Raw genomic sequence first — 17777 nt, 5'->3', positions numbered from 1 at the left:
ATGTCAATCACCGTTGTTTGTGTGTTTTCTTTTTTCTTCTTAAACAAAAAAGTGAGAAAACAGAAAATTCAATCAAAATTTATGCGACGGTAGTGGTAAGTTTTATATAAAATAAACTTTTTTTCCCCTTCCACACGTCTAGTAGTTGTATACAATTTGAAAATGTTAAAAAGGAGCTTCTTTGGACATGAAAACAAGAAATGCATTTCAACACGAAGAGGTGTTTGTCCAGTTTATTCGCGAACAGAAAGAACGTTTTTATTTGCTCGCGTATAGCTATACGAAAAATGAACAGGATGCACTTGATGTTGTACAAGACAGTATTCAAAAAGCAATGCTTTCTCTCGATCGACTAGAAAATGTCGAAAATATAAAAAGCTGGTTTTATAAAATCGTCGTACGTACATCTATAGATTTTTTACGTAAACATAAACGCTTACAGGTAACAGACGATGATACATTGCAATATTTAACACCTGCTCAAGAAGATGTCTATGAAAACGTCGATTTAGAGCATGCATTAGAGGAGCTACCTCAAATGTATCGTGAAGTTGTCATTTTACATTATTTCGAAGATTTAAAGCTCGCTGATGTTGCCAATATCCTTAACATTAAGCTGAGTACAGCCAAATCGCGCCTTTATAAAGCGTTAAAACTATTGAAAATTCAGTTGCAAGATGTGAAGGGAGAAACTGCACATGGATGAAAAACTAAAAGAATTAGAAAAGCAATATAATGAGGTACCCATTCCAAAGGAGCTTGATTTTGTGGTCGAGAACGCACTTAAAGAAGGTAAAAAGAAAAGAAAAAAACAAGCACCAAAATGGTTACTTGGTTCTGCGGCAGCTGCAATGCTTTTTACAGCTGGTTTAAATGTCAGTCCTGCAATGGCGCGTACACTTTCTGAAATTCCTGTTGTTGGTAGCGTCGTAAAGGTATTAACATGGACTGAATATGAAGTAGCAGAAGACACGTACGATGCTAATATTAAAGTACCTTCTATTGAAAACCTAGAAAATAAAGAATTAGCAAATACATTAAATGAAAAATACCGTTCAGAAGGTAAGGCTCTTTATGATGACTTTATTGCTGAAGTTGGTGATTTAAAGGCAAAAGGTGGCGGTCATTTAGGTGTAGATAGTGGCTATGAAATTAAAACAGATAATGACCAAATCTTATCGATTGGCCGTTATGTCGTTAATACAGTTGGATCTTCATCTACAGTAATGCACTACGATACAATTGATAAACAAAATGAAATTCTAATTACACTACCAATGCTGTTTAATGATGATCGTTATATTAATATAATCAGTGAGAACATTAAGGAACAAATGCGTGAACAGGCGGCATCCGATCAGGAAAAAGTGTATTGGGTAAAAGGAGGAGGCCTTTCTGACGATGAGCTTTTTGACGAATTTAAAGCTATTAAAGCGGATCAACAATTCTATATTTCTGATAAGGGTAAACTTGTTATTTCCTTCGATAAATATGAGGTAGCACCTGGCTATATGGGCGTAGTGGAATTCGAAATCCCAACAGATGTCCTTAAAAAGGATCTTGTAAGTATGGAATACATTCATTAAATAATCCTATATACGAGGTATTTGACGATTAATTCGTTAAATGCCTCGTTTTTTTATTCAATAGAAATTTCTTCAAATCTCCCTTTATGAAGAGTCTGTCATGCTTATAATCCTCTCACTTTTTGTCAAAGCTAAAATGTATCAATAAACGTTAGAGGGTATTCATATGAAGGGTTTAGGAGCAATCAGTATTTTACATGTTATTTTCTTATCCATGACTGTCATTGGCTTAAAAAACCACGTGACAATCATTCCAGTGCTACTGGATGTTGCCAAAAGAGATGGCTGGGTTTCTGTGATAATGGCCGCAGCTATTGTATTCTTCTGGCTATTTCTTTTAGTTTATATTCAAAAAAAGACGAATCAGGAACCTATTAGGGACTGGTTAAATGCAAAAATCGGAAAAATAGGCTCTACAATTGTCATTTATATTATAGCTATTTATTTACTCATTCTCGCTGCTTTTACGATGGTTGAAACATTGCAATGGGTAAACACTACTTTTTTACCTAAAACACCAGTCATAATATTATTACTTATTTATACAATTCTTTGTATTTTTCTTGTTACAACAAGTTTACAAACCATGGTTATTTTAAATGTTTTTGTCCTATTTGGCGTATTAGTCTTTGGTTTTTTTGTAGCCTTTGCAAATATACAGGTTAAAGAATACGAGTTATTACGTCCTTTTTTTGAGCATGGATTCAAACCAGTTATCCAAGGGATGCTTTACCCGGCATCAGGATTTATCGAACTAGTAATGCTTTTATTTTTACAGCATCAATTTAAAGAGCGCATTCGTTGGTATCATTTTGGCATTATGCTTGTCATTTTAATGGGGCTTACTTTAGGACCACTCATGGGCGCAATTGCAGAATTTGGTCCAACCGAAGCTGCAAAGCAAAGATATCCTGCCTACGAGGAATGGGGACTAGTATCAATCGGTCGCTATATAGAGCATCTTGACTTTTTCTCTATTTACCAATGGCTTACTGGAACATTTATACGAGTTAGCTTCATCTTATATGTTATGGCAGATTTATTGAAAATGACTGGGGACCCCAAGCAGATATGGAGAATGCTAGCCCCACCCTTTTTCATACTTTGCTTGCCATTAATTATGATGAATGAAAACATATTTTTAAAGGTGAAAGGGAACTATATATTAATATCTACTCTTATTTTCTTTTTTCTGATATCCATTTTTCTCGTACTAGTCGCTTTCTTATCAGATAAAGCATCTAAAAAGAATAAATCTGAAAAACAAGAAATGGAAAGTGGTGAATCATAATGCCTCAGCAGGAGAAGGCTATAGATCTAAACACCTTAAAAAAGTTATTTCAAAAATCAGCAGATATTCAATTCCAGGAATATACATTTAATCAACATAAGGTATATTTCTTTACCTGTGACGCGATGATAGATCAACAATTGCTCAATGAAGTCATTATCCGGCGAGTCCAATTTCTTTTCGATCATTTAACTGAATCATCCTTCGAAGAAAATATTACAATGCAACTTCATATCCCGACTCTTCAAAAAGTTAAAGACAAAGAAGAAGCCATCACCTTTGTATATACTGGCTTCCTATTGCTTTATTTTGAAGAAGAAGATCTTTTATATGCTAGTAATATTGCGAAAAAGCCTAATCGAAATCCTGAAGAGACGAGAATGGAGGTTCTCGTTAAGGGACCAAGGGATAACTTTATTGAAGATATTCGTGTCAACATTGCACTATTGCGAAAACGTTTACCTACAAATTCATTTTGTGTCGAAAAAGTGGAGTTAGGAAAACGCTCAAAAACAACCGTAGCTATTCTTTATTTTGATGATATTGTCGATATGGACATTTTACATGGTATTAAAAAGCAACTGGCAGCCATAGATACAGATATCGTCTTTAGTGGGGATGTATTAATGGAGCGTATCAATAAGAACTCCATGCTTTTCCCAAAATTCGATTATACTGGCCGGCCTGATTATGCCATTCAATCTCTTATTAGAGGGCGCTTCATTATTTTAGTTGATGGTGTAGCTTATGCTGTCGTAACACCGGTTAATTTATTTTTATTACTAAAATCGGCTGAGGATAATGAATATCCTGTCATTTTTAGTTCTGTTGAACGCTTATTAAGGATATTTGGGATTTTAATTGGTTTATTATTACCTGCATTTTGGCTATCCTTGACAACTTATCACCAAAACCAGTTACCATTGCAGCTTTTAGCAACAGTAGTCCAATCCAAAACGGGTCTACCACTCCCCTCTTCTCTAGAAATGCTACTCATGCTACTCATGTTTGAGCTGTTCCGTGAAGCTGGCTTACGACTACCATCCGTTATTGGCGGTACGATAAGTGTCGTTGGAGGGTTAATTATTGGGGACGCTGCCATCCGCGCTGGTGTAACAAGTCCTGAAATGATTGTTGTTATTGCGATTTCTACCATCGCGTCCTTTACACTTGTTAACCAATCTCTTGTCACAACCATGAGTATATTACGCGTTGCTTTTATTTTTGCTAGCGCATTTTTTGGTTTATTTGGATTTTTCATCTCTCTATACTTTACACTTTTGTACTTATGTAACATTCGAATCTACGGTTACTCTTACATGAATCTTGCAACAGATTTAAATTGGTCGACCATTAAAAAGTCTATTTTCCGGTTATCACAAAAGGAATATACGGAGCGCAATAAGGCACTAGCTCCTCAAGATAACACTCGTACATCTAAAAGGAATAAACAATGAAGAAAAAATTTATATTGCTATCAAGTTTAACTGTACTACTGCTTTCAGGATGTTGGGATATTTCTGAACCACAAAGAATGTACTACGTTCATGGCGTTGGCATAGATTATAAAGATGGTCAATACGAGGTCTATATACAAATTATTAACTTCGCAACTGTTGCAAAATCCGAAGTACCTAATCCACAAGCCGTACAATCAGAAGTAGGACGCGCTAAAGGAAAAACGATGGAAGAAGCCTTTTTTAAATTATATCGGTCTATCGATCAAAAATTATTCTGGGGACATTTGACGTACGTTCTTTTTTCTGAGGAGGCCTTAAAAAGTGAGAATGCCATCTCCGTTATTGACAGTTTATTACGGTATAGAGAAACCAGATATCAAATATGGGTCTACTGTACACAAAATCCAATTGATGAAGTCCTTCTGATAACGCCGATATTGAATAAAACCCTAACTGCATCAAAACTAAGTAATCCTTTAAATACAGAAGAACAAGAAACATTCGTAGAGCCCGTTAATTTAAGAAATTTAGTGATTGGCTTAAATGAACCAAGTCACGAAATTGGCATTCCTTACGTAACCATCAATAAAAACTGGGAAACAACAGATGCACCAGCATCGGATACTGACTTAATAGGGGTGGGTGTGCTTTCAAAGGATGGATTTAAAGGCTTTTTAAAGGATAAAGATGCAAGAGGCATGCAGTGGATGACTAATAAAACGAAAAGAGGCGAATTGACCTTTAATTTTGATGGTGACGATAATTACTTAACCGTTACAGCAAAAAAAATAAAAATAGATATCAAGCCAGTCGTTAAAGGTGATCAAGTAACATTTGATATAGATGTAAAACTAGAAGCGACCGTAAATGGCTTCAGAACTAAAGCTTCAGAAAAAGAAATTCGAAAAAAAATAGAAAAAGATGTAAAAAAAGAAATTAGAGAAACGTATAAAGCTGCATTAGAAAAAGACATTGATATCTATCGCCTTTCAGAACATCTATATCGAAAAAACGTGAAGGATTGGAAAAAATTACAAAAGAGTGGAAAGGTCGAATTAACTCCAGATTCTATTGGTAAATTAGATGTACAGGTAAGAGTAAATTCTGGACGTAAAACCTTTGCAGAGACAGTTAATGAATAGCCAAAGTAGTATTCCCTTTTTTGCTTCACTTAAATTTTGAAGTGGTAGATCAACTGCCCCTTTATGCAGGATAAAAAACATTAAAAAGCGCGAGAAATCAACGTTTCTAAAATTGATTTCTCGCGCTTTTCTGATGTTATTTTTGCTTTTTTTAAATTTACTTATGTCCCCTACCTCTATTTTTTACGTTAATTCTACATGCTCTTGCAAAGATCGTTCCCCTTGCCCCTTACGAAACTGTATATGATGGAGCTTAGCAAAAATGCCGTTTTGGGCAACAAGTTCATCATATGTTCCATCTTCTTCAATTCCATTTGGCGTAACTACTAGGACCCGGTCAGCATTACGAATTGTCGCAAGTCGATGCGCAATCACTAGGGTTGTTCGATTTTCAGCAAGTTCTGTTAATGATTGTTGAATAATCATTTCAGTTTCTGTATCTAAAGCAGAGGTTGCTTCATCTAAAATTAATATCGGTGGGTTTTTGAGGAACATCCGAGCAATGGCAATACGTTGCTTTTGTCCACCAGAAAGCTTTAAGCCACGTTCCCCTATTTGAGTTTCATAGCCTTCTGGAAGCTCTGCAATAAACGCCTCTAAATGTGCCTTTTTAGCTGCCTCTCGAATTTCTCCCTCACTAGCATCTAATTTTCCATAGGCGATATTTTCGCGAATCGTCCCGGTAAATAAGAAAACATCCTGCTGAACGATACCAATTTGTGAGCGTAATGAAGACTGTGTTATATCACGAATATCTATACCATCAATCGTAATAGCACCACTACTAACATCATAAAATCTTGGAATCAAGGAACAAATGGTAGTTTTCCCAGCTCCAGAAGGACCGACAAACGCAATAGTTTGTCCAGCACGAACATCGAACGAAATATCCGTTAAAACCGTTTTGGATGTATCATAATTAAAATGAACATTGGATGTATCATAATTAAAATGAACATTGTTAAATGAAATATCTCCGTAAAGGTTGGTAACAGCCTTGGCTCCTTCAGTATCTTGAATTTCAGGCTCCTGCTCGATTAATTCACGGAAACGTTTAAAACCTGCCATACCTTTTGGATAAAGTTCCAGTAATGCGCTAATTTTATCAATTGGTTTAATAAGAACGTTTGTATATAAAATAAAGCTTACTAATTCTCCAGGAGAAAGCTTGCTATTATAGCTTAGCCATGATCCAACTACAAGCACTACAAGCGTTAACAAACGGGTCATCATATAAATACTTGAATGCGTTCCTGCCATAATTTTATAAGCATACAATTTGGCAGAGCGGAAGAAGCCGTTTTGCTCCTGAAAACGTTCCATTTCAAACTCTTCATTTGTAAAGGATTTTACAACACGAACGCCAGATACACTATCTTCTACTCGACCATTCACATCGGCTATTTTCCCATACATTGTTTTCCATGCTTTGTTCATTTTTATATTGCTATAAGTAACAAGCCATGTTAAAAATGGCACCATGATTGCAGCAATTAACGCGAGTGTTGGATTGACATTAAACATAATAGCAAAGGCACCAACAAAAGTCATGAGGGCAATAAATAAATCCTCTGGCCCATGATGTGCAAACTCGCCTATATCAAATAAATCATTCGTGATGCGGCTCATAATATGGCCTGTTTTCGTATTATCAAAAAATCGGAATGATTGCCGCTGAACATGATTAAATAATTCCTGGCGCATATCAGTTTCGATATTAATACCAAGTTTATGTCCTAAATAATTGACGATAAAATTAAGCACTGTGCTAAGTGCATAGACAAGCAGTAATAACACACTTACTTTGACGATCATACCCCAGTCACCTGTAGGTAAAAGCTCGTCAATAAACCACTGCACAGCTAGCGGAAATGCAAGCTCTAGAATGGCCACTATGATGGCACTCGAAAAGTCGATGACAAACAATCGTTTATGTGGTTTGTAATATGAAAAAAACTTTCTATACATAACTGTCTCCTCTCTAAGTTGCTAAAAAATTTTCACTTATCTCCAATAATACCACTTGCTAGAACAATTCGAAAAAATATTGTTTCACCCTATCTTCACGTTTTCATTTGCAATTTATAATAAACATGCTATAATCCATGTATAAAGAATTGAATAGCTTTTGACAATTATGTCAAAGGGGAGTAGCTAGCAGATGTGAACGATACATCTGATTTCACATTCGTCATTACATGGTCATGTGCCATCGGGTGTGAAGGCATATCTTATCATACAAGATATTTTTCTGTGGAGTTAACAGTTAATTGCTTAGCGAGACCTTTGCCTATTTTTTAGGCAGAGGTCTTTTTATTTTGCCTAAAAATGCAAAGAATAGGTTAAAAGCAAGTCATTCATTTCTATCCCAAGAATAAAGGAGGAAATAAATTTGGAAGCAATTTTACTAGAATACGCATGGGTACTCGTCGTACTAATTGTTCTTGAAGGTTTATTGGCTGCTGATAATGCCGTCGTTATGGCAGTTATGGTGAAACATTTACCAAAGGCACAACAGCAAAAAGCACTATTATATGGTTTAGTGGGAGCATTTATTTTCCGCTTCGCTGCACTATTTCTTATTACAACACTTGTTAACTATTGGCAAATTCAGGCTCTAGGTGCTGCCTATTTATTATTCATGTCTACTAAGCATATTTATGATTCGCGGAAAGCCGCGCAAAATTCAGAAGAGATCCAAGAGTCTAAAAAGGAATCCGGCTTCTGGATGACCGTACTGAAAGTAGAATTTGCGGACATTGCCTTTGCAGTAGATTCAATCTTAGCAGCAGTCGCAATCGCAGTAACGCTGCCACATATCGGAAATTATGACATCGGTGGCATTAATGCAGGTCAATTCGCAGTGATGTTCCTAGGTGGTATTATCGGTGTTGTCATGATGCGATTTGCAGCTCGTTGGTTCGTGCGAATTCTCGATAAATTTCCATCCCTTGAAACTGCAGCCTTCCTCATCGTCGGCTGGGTTGGTGTAAAGCTTGCTGTTCTCACTTTAGCACATGAAAAACTAGGTGTTATTCCACACGAGTTCCCACACTCGACAATTTGGAAGTCTATTTTCTGGATAGTCTTAGTCGGTATCGCCCTTGGTGGTTATTTAGTTGGTGTAAAAAATAGCAAAAAAGATGCGAAATGATCTAAAAAATCGCCTGGATATACATCTTGGCGATTTTTTTAGTTCGATCATATTTGTACAATTTAAGATGGCAGTAATCCCCGACACTTTTGCCAAGGACAAGGCAGTGTCTGTGTAGCCAAATCCTAGGTTAGTTTCAGATATTGATGGCTTTAAATCTTTATTTAGTTTTTATCAATTTATTAATCAATCTTTTAGAAGAAATTTGGCGTTAAAAAATGAATTTGATTAAATCTTCTAATTGAGAACAAATATCAATCATTTTTTGCAACAATTACAATGAAAAATCATTTTTTTGTATGTCTGTCTTTCTTCGCTGTATACTATAAGAGAACCTAAGGTATTTACTGCAAAGGGAGGAAAACTTTTATGTTATCTGAAAAACTACACACAGCACTAAACGAACAAATGAATTTTGAATTTTACTCTGCACATGCCTATATGGCGATGGCCGCGTACTGTACAGATCAAGACTATGATGGCTTTGCCAACTTCTTTTTAGTACAGGCTGAAGAAGAACGCTTCCATGCCATGAAATTTTATAATTTCTTAAGTGATATGGGCTACCGCGCAACAATCCATGGCTTTGACAGCCCAGACAATCATTTCGAGTCTATTTTACATGCCTTCAAAACTGCCCTTTCACATGAAAAAGAAGTGACTCGTCGTATTTATAATCTATCGGATATTGCTTTAGATGAACGCGAGCACGCAACAATGGCATTTTTGAAATGGTTCATTGATGAGCAAGTAGAAGAAGAGTCAACATTCGATACATTAATTCGCAAAATTGAACGCATTGAAAATGACTCAAACGCTATCTTTATGCTTGATGCTGAATTAGCTACACGTTCATTTACACCTGATGCTGAAGCATAAAATTTAATATTAAATTGAGTCATTTTTTATTCCTCCTCAATGTCTTAGTCGTACTTAACATTTACCCAGGAAGAATAAAAATGACTCTTTTTTTACATATTATATGGACTTAATCAAAATGGCCACTATAGCTAAGAAACCCTATTTCTTCGTTTGGTTTTAAAAGTAATAGTTGATCTGTACCCTTTAAGTAAAATAACGGCGCTTCATCATTGACATATGGTTCTCCTAAATCTTTATACCATTTTTCATTCATTTGTATAGGAAAAAATTTAAACGAAATGTCTTCAATCTTATCGCTTATACCTATATAAGAACAATAATGCGTCTCTATATCTTTTCCTGTACTATCTTTCAGGTAATAAATATTACAGTCTATATCACCATATGCACTTTGGAACTGTTTCCTCTTAGCTGGGTTTCCTAACTTATTAACTACATCTTTTCTCGAATTACCTAAAGCAATCCCATTTACCATAAAAACATTCTTTTGTTTATCAATCTTAATCACAAATTTATCTTGCTCAAATAATTCCACCAATGATTTATTATACTTTTCAGCTATCTCTTGTGCTGAGTCCCCATTACTATTAACCGTATTGATATCCGCCTTTTTATTAATTAGTTCTTCAATAGTTTTTTTATCCCCATTTATTATCGCTAAATATAATGGTGTTTGACCTTTTTCATTAAGTCCATTTATATCTGTTCCCTTTTTTATTAATTCTGCTAGAAAAGTCAGATTATCTTTTTTATGATTAAGGAGAACATGGATTGCATTATTTCCAAATTTATCAACCTTATTAAGGTCTAGTCCTTTATCTATAAATATTTGAACTATCTCTTTATTTTGAGTAAGAATAGCCGTTTCGTAAGTATTTTGACCGCCTATATTCACTCTCTTTAAATCAATGTCCAGGTTCAATAATTCCTTGATTAATGCTGTATTGTTTAATTGCTGTAATAAGGCAACTTGTACAATATTGTTTCCTTCATTATCCACTTCCTGAATACCTACTTTAATTTCATTAATAAGGTATTCAATCATTTCTCTATTCCCTTTTCTCATTGCAGAATACAGAACGGTATGTCCCATCTCATTCTTTACGTCCATATCAACTCCGAATTTGTGAAGTTCTTTTAGTATTTCATATTGTTCATTGTTGATGGCAATATGCGCAAGAGTGTCCTTTTCTTTTCCAACTTTGATTCTTCCCATTCCTTTATTCATTAAAGAAATAGCTAATTTTTTATTTGGTAATTTGATGGCTTCACTTATTGAATTTTCGCCATCCTTGTTTACAAAATTAACATTGGCCCCGTTTTCAATCAAAAAATTTATATCATTGATATTTTGGCTTTTTACTGCTTCAATTAAAGAGTTATCCTTATCTTTTAATAAAAGATAATTTTCCCATGAAAATGTAAACTTTGTTATAAAGCCATAACCTGCAATAGCAATAAGCAATAAGAGACTGATCAACATAGAACTATATTTAAAGATCTTCTTTACTTTTTTCTTATATATTTCATGTTGACGTTCTTTTTCTAATAGCTCTTTCTTTTTATTCTCTTCCAACTGTTTTTCATATAATTTGATATGTTCATTAATCGTTTTTTCATTACTATAAATTGAAAGAACATGATCTTTTTCTCTTTTGCACCGCTTACATGTTTCCATATTCTCTAAGTTAAGACGTCCACATACACATGTCCATTTATCATTCATTATTTGTGAATAATATTTTGCATCTTTTCCTTCATTTGTTTTTACAAACGCTAATTGCCTTGGGTTATTAATTTCTTTTAGTTCTACTTTTTCTAGCTCTGTTTCAGTTTTAGTCCATGTAGTTTCATCACTAAAAAGTACTTTCTCAATGACTATATCGATGTTTCTTGCATGTGGAAAATTATCTAATGGAATTTTTTCATTGTCACCAAATGCTTGGTTAGGGCCTATTGATTCAGTTAGATGAAATTTATATTCAAAGCTATTTGATTCCCACCCAACTGGCTCACCAAATTGATCAAAACAATAAATAGTAGTATTAAAGCCTTTAATTCTTTTTTCTGAAATATTATTAAATCTAAATGAACAATAAACCTTGCCAGTATTTTTACTTCTATACAGCTGATACTCAAGCAATTCAATTGGACAATTAATATCAACTAACATACGATTCCTCCGATTAATTTAACAACTCAAATTCTTCTTCTTGAGGCTTTCTATTAACCTTTAAACTTATATCTTGGAGTAAAGAAATAATTTTCGCTATTGCTAGGAAGAATACCCCTGTTAATACTATAGATATTACCGATACTAAAGTCGTAGTAAGATGAGAAGTATAAATATCTTTTAACACATAATATTTTTCTTCTATAAGGTTATTATCATAATGTTTATGAGCCGCTTCTTCCCAATATTTCATATCCTTCCTTTCTTCTTTTAAACTTGAGATTTGAGTTAAAGCAAAAATTATAGCGGTAACAATTAAAATTATACTTGTTATTTGTAGTACAAGTTTCACCAGCATATCCTCCATATATTGAAAATAATTAATATTATATACTAATTACCTATTATTTACTACGTACTCTAGCATACCTTTCGGGAGAATAATCATCTCCGGATTTTGCAGCTTGTTCAATCGAACTGTTTATTATCAAAAAAAGGTTCTAAAAGTTTAAAAAACCTTTTAGAACCTTTTTATCATTTATTCTTCATATTGAATATCTAATTTTCTCGGAATTTCTGGTATATCGTTAGATTTTACATCCGTTTCTGTTAAGGATAACACATGTAATGGATATTTTTCTTGAACTTCGAAAGGAATTTCAATGCTTTGCATTTTATTATTCATCTGGCTACGTGCAAGCAGACCATTATTTGACAAATCAATGTTCATAATACTGTTGATGGTTTCTTTAAGCATGTCAATATCCTTCACTTTAAGTGGCATTTGCTCGTCCATTAAAAATGGTTGAATATTTTCCTTTATAAACCCTTGAGCTTCGATTAAACAAGAAAATTCATTTAATTTCTCTGCATATAATTTTAATTGACGCTTCTCTTTTGCACGCTGTTGATTTAACTCTTGTACTTTATTCACAATACGCGCTAAACGTTTTTTCGATAAATCCATCAGATAATTTTGGATGGGATGAATGGACTGAAGCATCAATGCCTCCGCTTCTTGCACTTTCTCAAATTGCGCAATACAAACCACTTGCTGCTCATTCAACTTGTTAACACGTTCCTTGAAAAATTCATTTTGTGTATGCTGACCAAAGATGGCCTTCATAAGACCTTTTCCGTGAATTTTTTTATGTTGTGCATCCAATCGATCGTATTCACGTTTGTATTCGCTATGCATATTGCGGTAATCCCGTAACATTTGTTGATAAAGAACAGCCTTTTCTGTAAAGTTTTCCACTACTTTATCTTGTAAATAATCATTTTGTGAAATGGTTTGTAGAAGCAGATAAAGCGTTTGAACATTTTTAAATACATCGGCAACCTGTTCGTATTCTTGCTCATATTCAGTCACAATCGCTAGATCGCGTTGATAGCGTGAAAATTCGTATTGTGTATCGCCAGCATACTTTTCAATGTTTTCAACAGCAGATTGGAATGGATCACGTTGTGGAATAACAGTTAATTCGAAGCGGAATCGTTCCAGCCATTGCAAGAAGCGAATTAGAATGGCATACGTTTTCTTATCACTATTTTCTGCAACTCGGTGAATTTGTGCAATTAAATGCTCATAGTTACTTTTTTGCCAAAGCTCATCATTGTTAGTCTGTTTAGATTCAAGTGCATCTGATGCAGAGATAGCAACAAAATCACTCATTAAATGTCCAATCCGTTCTCTTTCAGAGCTGATAAACTCTTTCGTATTGTCATTTGCATCAATACCATTGATCACACAAAGAGGCTCAACACCTTTATTTTTTAATGTTTCCATCAATAATCTTTCTGCATCAATGGCCATTGAGCCGGAGCGTAGTACCCAAAAGATTTCATCAACTCGGTTTATCATTGATTCTGAGAAGTAAGCCATTTCTCCTCCTCCAGCTTCTAACGAAACAGAGTCAATGATTGTCACTGATTTTAATAAATCATTTTTCAAATATACTTCAAGATAATCTAAATGTTCTCGTAATATTTGGGAAGCAAAGGTATCGCCAGTTGTCAGTAATTCCAGCTTACTCATATCGAATACCGCTACAACACCATCTAGAAAATACGCCTTTATTTCCTCATGCTCACCATATCGTAAGAATGTATTCACCCCTGTTGGGCGCTGGTCACTAATAGGCAAAACTTGGCGTCCTAAAAGTCCATTTACAAGCGTTGTTTTTCCAACACGTTCTTTCCCAACAATAAGAATCATCGTTTGGTTGTTAGCATCCTGTATGATACGATTTAAATGCTTAGCTGTATCCTTTACATATGTATTTTGCTCAATGATGCCATGCAATTGTCGTAAACGATCAACAAACTGTGGCAAAATATTATTCGCTGAGGTTGTATTTTCGATTGGCATATTGTCAATGTTCGTCATCCTCAAAACCTCTTTTCGTATGTATCTATAATCTTATTATAAATGAAACTATTCCATTTCTAATACATAGTACTATAAAATAACGACAAAAAAGGACAATATACCCACTTCCTGTTGTCACAATTAGGAAATCACTCTTATTTCACGAAGTATTCTACCCCAGACATTTTCCTCATTCAGAGTATATATATTACAAAGTTAATAGAAGAGTAGACCTCTCTTCCCTGCTCTATCTTCTTAAAGATTCTACCTGCTAACTGAGCATGTAAAAAACCTCTCTACCATTGAATGTAGAGAGGTTAGATATCAATTAAGATTATTTTTTAATTAATTCAAGTTCAACTGGAATACTTGCTTCAACAGTTTCACCCTTTAAATGTTTGATTGCTGTTTCAATTGCAATTGAACCAATTTCATCTGGTTTTTGTGCAACAGTAGCCGCCATTTTACCTGCTTTAACAGCCGCTTTAGCATCGTCTGTTGCATCAAATCCTACAATTTTAATATCTTTTCCAGCTGCTTCAATTGCTTCAAGAGCACCAAGTGCCATTTCGTCATTATGCGCAAATACACCAACAACATCTGGATTTGCTTGTAAGATATTTTCCATAACTGTTAAGCCTTCTGCACGGTTAAAATTAGCTGTTTGTTTTGCTACAACATTCAATTTACCATCAATAGCTTTATTAAAACCTTCGCCACGGTCACGTGCAGCTGATGAACCTGCAACACCTTCAAGCTCTACAACTTTAGCATCTTTACCAACTAGTTCAGTTAAATACTGTCCTGCTAATTCTCCACCTGCAACGTTATCTGATGCGATATGAGAAACAACTTCACCGCCTTCAGAAGAACGGTCAACTGTAATAACTGGAATACCTGCTGCATTTGCTGCTTCAACCGCTGATGCTACAGCAGCTGAGTCAACTGGATTGATAAGAAGTAAATCAACACCTTGTTGAATTAAATCTTCAACGTCGCTAGCTTGTTTTGATGCATTATCTTGAGCATCAGCTACTGTTAATTTTGCACCAAGTTCATCTGCTTTCGCTTGTGCACCTTCATTTAATGTTACAAAGAATGGGTTATTTAATGTTGAAATTGATAACCCAATTGTGAATGAATCTTTCGTTGTTTTATCCCCTTCTTTAGAGGAAGTACCTTCTTTTGAAGAGCTACCATTGTCTAATGAACAAGCAGCAAGTACAAATACTAAGGCTAAAGCTGTAAAAAATAAACTAAACTTTTTCATCCAAAATCCCTCTTTCCTATACAGTTTTTTTACGGTCAATTAACACCGCAATTAATATAACAGCACCCTTCACAACTTGTTGGAAGAATGATGATACCCCAATTAAATTCAAACCATTATTTAGAACACCAATAATTAAAGCACCAACTAATGTACCGAAAATCCAACCGCGCCCACCAGTTAAACTAGTTCCACCAAGTACTACCGCAGCAATAGCATCTAATTCATAGGATGTTCCAGCTGTCGGTTGAGCAGAATTCAGACGTGATGTTAAAATAAGTGCTGACAAAGCAGCAAGTGTACCAGTTAATGAATAGACAGCAATTTTCACGCGGTCCACATTTATACCTGATAAGCGAGATGCATCTTCATTACCACCTACTGCATATACACGTCGACCAAATGTTGTTTTGTGCATAATGAAATATAAGATTCCAAATGCAAATGCGGTTGTTACAACTGGTACAGGTATCCCTAAAAAGTAGCCTTTCCCAAGCATTTGGAATGATAAGGAATTACCCAATCCAGAAATGGGACGACCTTCTGTAAAAACGAGGGTTAACCCCCTATAAATAGTCATTGTTGCTAATGTTGCAATGAACGGTGCCACTTTCCCTTTGGCAATAATAATCCCGTTAATTGCCCCTAGAATTGTTCCTAGGATTAGCGCGACGAACATCGTTAAAATTGGGTCTAAACCACTTGCTAACATACTTGCAGCAATTGCTCCAGTTAGTGCAAGTGTAGAACCAACAGATAAGTCAATTCCACCAGTTAAAATAATAAAAGTCATACCAAAGGCAATAAGGGCACTTATTGATACTTGGCGTAATACGTTCAAAATATTAGAAGCAGTCGCAAAGCTGGGATTTAAAATCGTCACAATAATAACGATTAATAATAATCCTAATAATGGACCAAGCTTGGATAACAGTACTTTAGAATTAGTTTTGAACACCTTTTTCCCCTCCTGTTGCATAATGCATGATTGTTTCTTGCGTCAATTCATCTTTATTTAAAATAGCGGTTTGCTTGCCTTCATGCATAACAAGTACGCGATCTGCCATACCAATGATTTCTGGTAGTTCAGATGAAATCATAATGATTGTTACACCCTGCTCGGCCAACTCATTAATAATTGAATAAATTTCTTTTTTTGCACCAATGTCTACACCACGTGTTGGTTCATCTAAAATAAGAATTTCAGGTTCAGTCCCTAACCATTTGGCAATTACGACCTTTTGCTGATTCCCACCACTAAGTGATTTGGCAGTTTGTTCGCCACCTGATGTGCGGATTCGAAGCTGTTCAATGTAGTTTTGGCAAATTTCTGACTCTTTTGCCCTATTAACAATACCTACTTTCGAAATCTTCTGTAAATTTGTTAGCATCATATTATCTTTAATAGAGAAATCTAACACTAAACCTTCTGATTTTCGGTCTTCTGTCACAAATGCAATGCGATGATTCATGGCTTGAATTGGGTTATTAATTTGAACCTTTTGTCCATCTATGAAAATATCACCAGTACTTTTTTTACGATATCCGAAAATAGCCTGTGCAACTTCTGTCCGACCTGCTCCCATCAAACCCGCGATTGCCATCACTTCACCTTTTCTGACAGTAAAATTGATATCATGACATACATTCTCACAGCTTAAATTTTTCACTTCCATCTTGATGTTGCCAATTGTTGCTTGTCGCTCTGGGAAACGTTCACCTAGTTCACGGCCAACCATCATTTGTACAATCTCATCAAAATTAGTGTCTCGAATAGTACGAACCCCAACATATTGCCCATCACGTAAAATGGTAATGCGATCACAAATCGCAAAAATTTCTTCCATGCGGTGTGAAATATAAACAAAGGAAATACCTTTTTCTTTCAGCTCTCGAATTGTCTCAAAAAGCGTTGTAATTTCACGATCAGTAAGTGCTGCTGTCGGTTCATCCATCACGATATATTTCGCATCACTTGCAATCGCTTTCGCAATTTCAATGATTTGTTGTTTACCTACAGACAACTCACCAGCTAATTGACGCACATCTAAATCCAGACCTAGCTTGGATAATACCCGCGTCGCTTCTTTATTCATCTCACGAGTTTTTAGAATACCTGTTTTTCCATATGTTTTTTCTTTACCTAAAAATAAATTCTCAGCTACGCTTAAATCAGGCAAAATATTTAATTCTTGGTGAATAACAGCTATCCCTAAAGCCTCTGCCTCTTTAGGCGAATGAAACACTACAGGTTGACCATCTACTTTGACTTCGCCTGTATCACGCGTGTAAATCCCCGTTAAAATTTTCATTAGTGTAGATTTACCGGCTCCGTTTTCACCCATTAGCGCATGAATTTCACCATCTGCAATCGAAAATTGCACATCTCGTAATACAACATTTCCGCTAAAAGCTTTTGAAATACCTGACATTTCAATCATGCCTACC

The 17777-nt window shown here is 35.1% G+C and carries 14 protein-coding genes; 7 read left to right on the top strand and 7 right to left on the bottom strand.

Features of this window, described 5'->3' with window-relative positions:
• Window positions 1-187 precede the first annotated feature (187 nt).
• From ACIQXF_RS17830 to ACIQXF_RS17810, 5 genes are all read left to right on the top strand, one after another.
• Window positions 188-706, top strand: a complete 519-nt coding sequence (locus ACIQXF_RS17830; RefSeq protein WP_402785413.1) for an RNA polymerase sigma factor SigV — start codon at window positions 188-190, stop codon at window positions 704-706.
• Entirely contained in the window at window positions 699-1586 is an 888-nt protein-coding gene (gene rsiV, locus ACIQXF_RS17825) for an anti-sigma-V factor RsiV (RefSeq protein ID WP_402785410.1), read from the top strand. Before ACIQXF_RS17830 ends, rsiV begins: the two co-directional genes overlap by 8 nt.
• 166 nt (window positions 1587-1752) lie before the next feature.
• Entirely contained in the window at window positions 1753-2877 is a 1125-nt protein-coding gene (locus tag ACIQXF_RS17820) for an endospore germination permease (RefSeq protein ID WP_402785408.1), read from the top strand.
• Entirely contained in the window at window positions 2877-4334 is a 1458-nt protein-coding gene (locus ACIQXF_RS17815) for a spore germination protein (RefSeq protein WP_402785405.1), read from the top strand. Before ACIQXF_RS17820 ends, ACIQXF_RS17815 begins: the two co-directional genes overlap by 1 nt.
• Window positions 4331-5479: a Ger(x)C family spore germination protein gene (locus ACIQXF_RS17810; protein ID WP_402785402.1), complete on the top strand. Its 1149-nt coding sequence runs from the start codon at window positions 4331-4333 to the stop codon at window positions 5477-5479. Before ACIQXF_RS17815 ends, ACIQXF_RS17810 begins: the two co-directional genes overlap by 4 nt.
• A 183-nt stretch (window positions 5480-5662) precedes the next feature.
• Here ACIQXF_RS17810 and ACIQXF_RS17805 read toward each other — a convergent pair whose 3' ends face one another.
• The gene (locus ACIQXF_RS17805; protein ID WP_402785399.1) at window positions 5663-7447 is read right to left on the bottom strand and encodes an ABC transporter ATP-binding protein; all 1785 of its coding nucleotides are present in this window, start codon (window positions 7445-7447) and stop codon (window positions 5663-5665) included.
• 424 nt (window positions 7448-7871) lie between these two features.
• On the opposite strand from ACIQXF_RS17805, the gene ACIQXF_RS17800 reads away from it, so the two are divergent.
• Window positions 7872-8633, top strand: coding sequence for a TerC family protein (locus ACIQXF_RS17800; RefSeq protein WP_402785396.1), 762 nt, complete (start codon window positions 7872-7874; stop codon window positions 8631-8633).
• Window positions 8634-9002: 369 nt separating this feature from the next.
• Complete coding sequence (locus ACIQXF_RS17795; protein ID WP_248716244.1) at window positions 9003-9512, top strand: ferritin; 510 nt, start codon at window positions 9003-9005, stop codon at window positions 9510-9512.
• 109 nt (window positions 9513-9621) lie between these two features.
• Here ACIQXF_RS17795 and ACIQXF_RS17790 read toward each other — a convergent pair whose 3' ends face one another.
• From ACIQXF_RS17790 to ACIQXF_RS17765, 6 genes are all read right to left on the bottom strand, one after another.
• Complete coding sequence (locus tag ACIQXF_RS17790; RefSeq protein WP_402785393.1) at window positions 9622-11688, bottom strand: ankyrin repeat domain-containing protein; 2067 nt, start codon at window positions 11686-11688, stop codon at window positions 9622-9624.
• 13 nt (window positions 11689-11701) lie between these two features.
• Window positions 11702-12046 carry a hypothetical protein gene (locus tag ACIQXF_RS17785; RefSeq protein ID WP_402785422.1) on the bottom strand — a complete coding sequence of 115 codons (345 nt, stop codon included), beginning with the start codon at window positions 12044-12046 and terminating at the stop codon, window positions 11702-11704.
• Window positions 12047-12226: 180 nt separating this feature from the next.
• Complete coding sequence (locus ACIQXF_RS17780) at window positions 12227-14077, bottom strand: dynamin family protein (RefSeq protein WP_402785391.1); 1851 nt, start codon at window positions 14075-14077, stop codon at window positions 12227-12229.
• Between the two features lie 316 nt (window positions 14078-14393).
• Window positions 14394-15329 carry a ribose ABC transporter substrate-binding protein RbsB gene (rbsB, locus tag ACIQXF_RS17775; RefSeq protein WP_402785388.1) on the bottom strand — a complete coding sequence of 312 codons (936 nt, stop codon included), beginning with the start codon at window positions 15327-15329 and terminating at the stop codon, window positions 14394-14396.
• A gap of 16 nt (window positions 15330-15345) precedes the next feature.
• Complete coding sequence (locus ACIQXF_RS17770; RefSeq protein ID WP_402785385.1) at window positions 15346-16287, bottom strand: ABC transporter permease subunit; 942 nt, start codon at window positions 16285-16287, stop codon at window positions 15346-15348.
• Window positions 16274-17770, bottom strand: a complete 1497-nt coding sequence (locus ACIQXF_RS17765) for a sugar ABC transporter ATP-binding protein (protein ID WP_402785382.1) — start codon at window positions 17768-17770, stop codon at window positions 16274-16276. The genes ACIQXF_RS17770 and ACIQXF_RS17765 overlap by 14 nt, the downstream gene beginning before the upstream one ends.
• Window positions 17771-17777: the final 7 nt, after the last annotated feature.

Source organism: Lysinibacillus sp. NPDC097231, assembly GCF_044761885.1.
Classification (GTDB): Bacteria; Bacillota; Bacilli; order Bacillales_A; family Planococcaceae; genus Lysinibacillus.
This window is presented reverse-complemented; position numbering and strand designations above follow the sequence as displayed.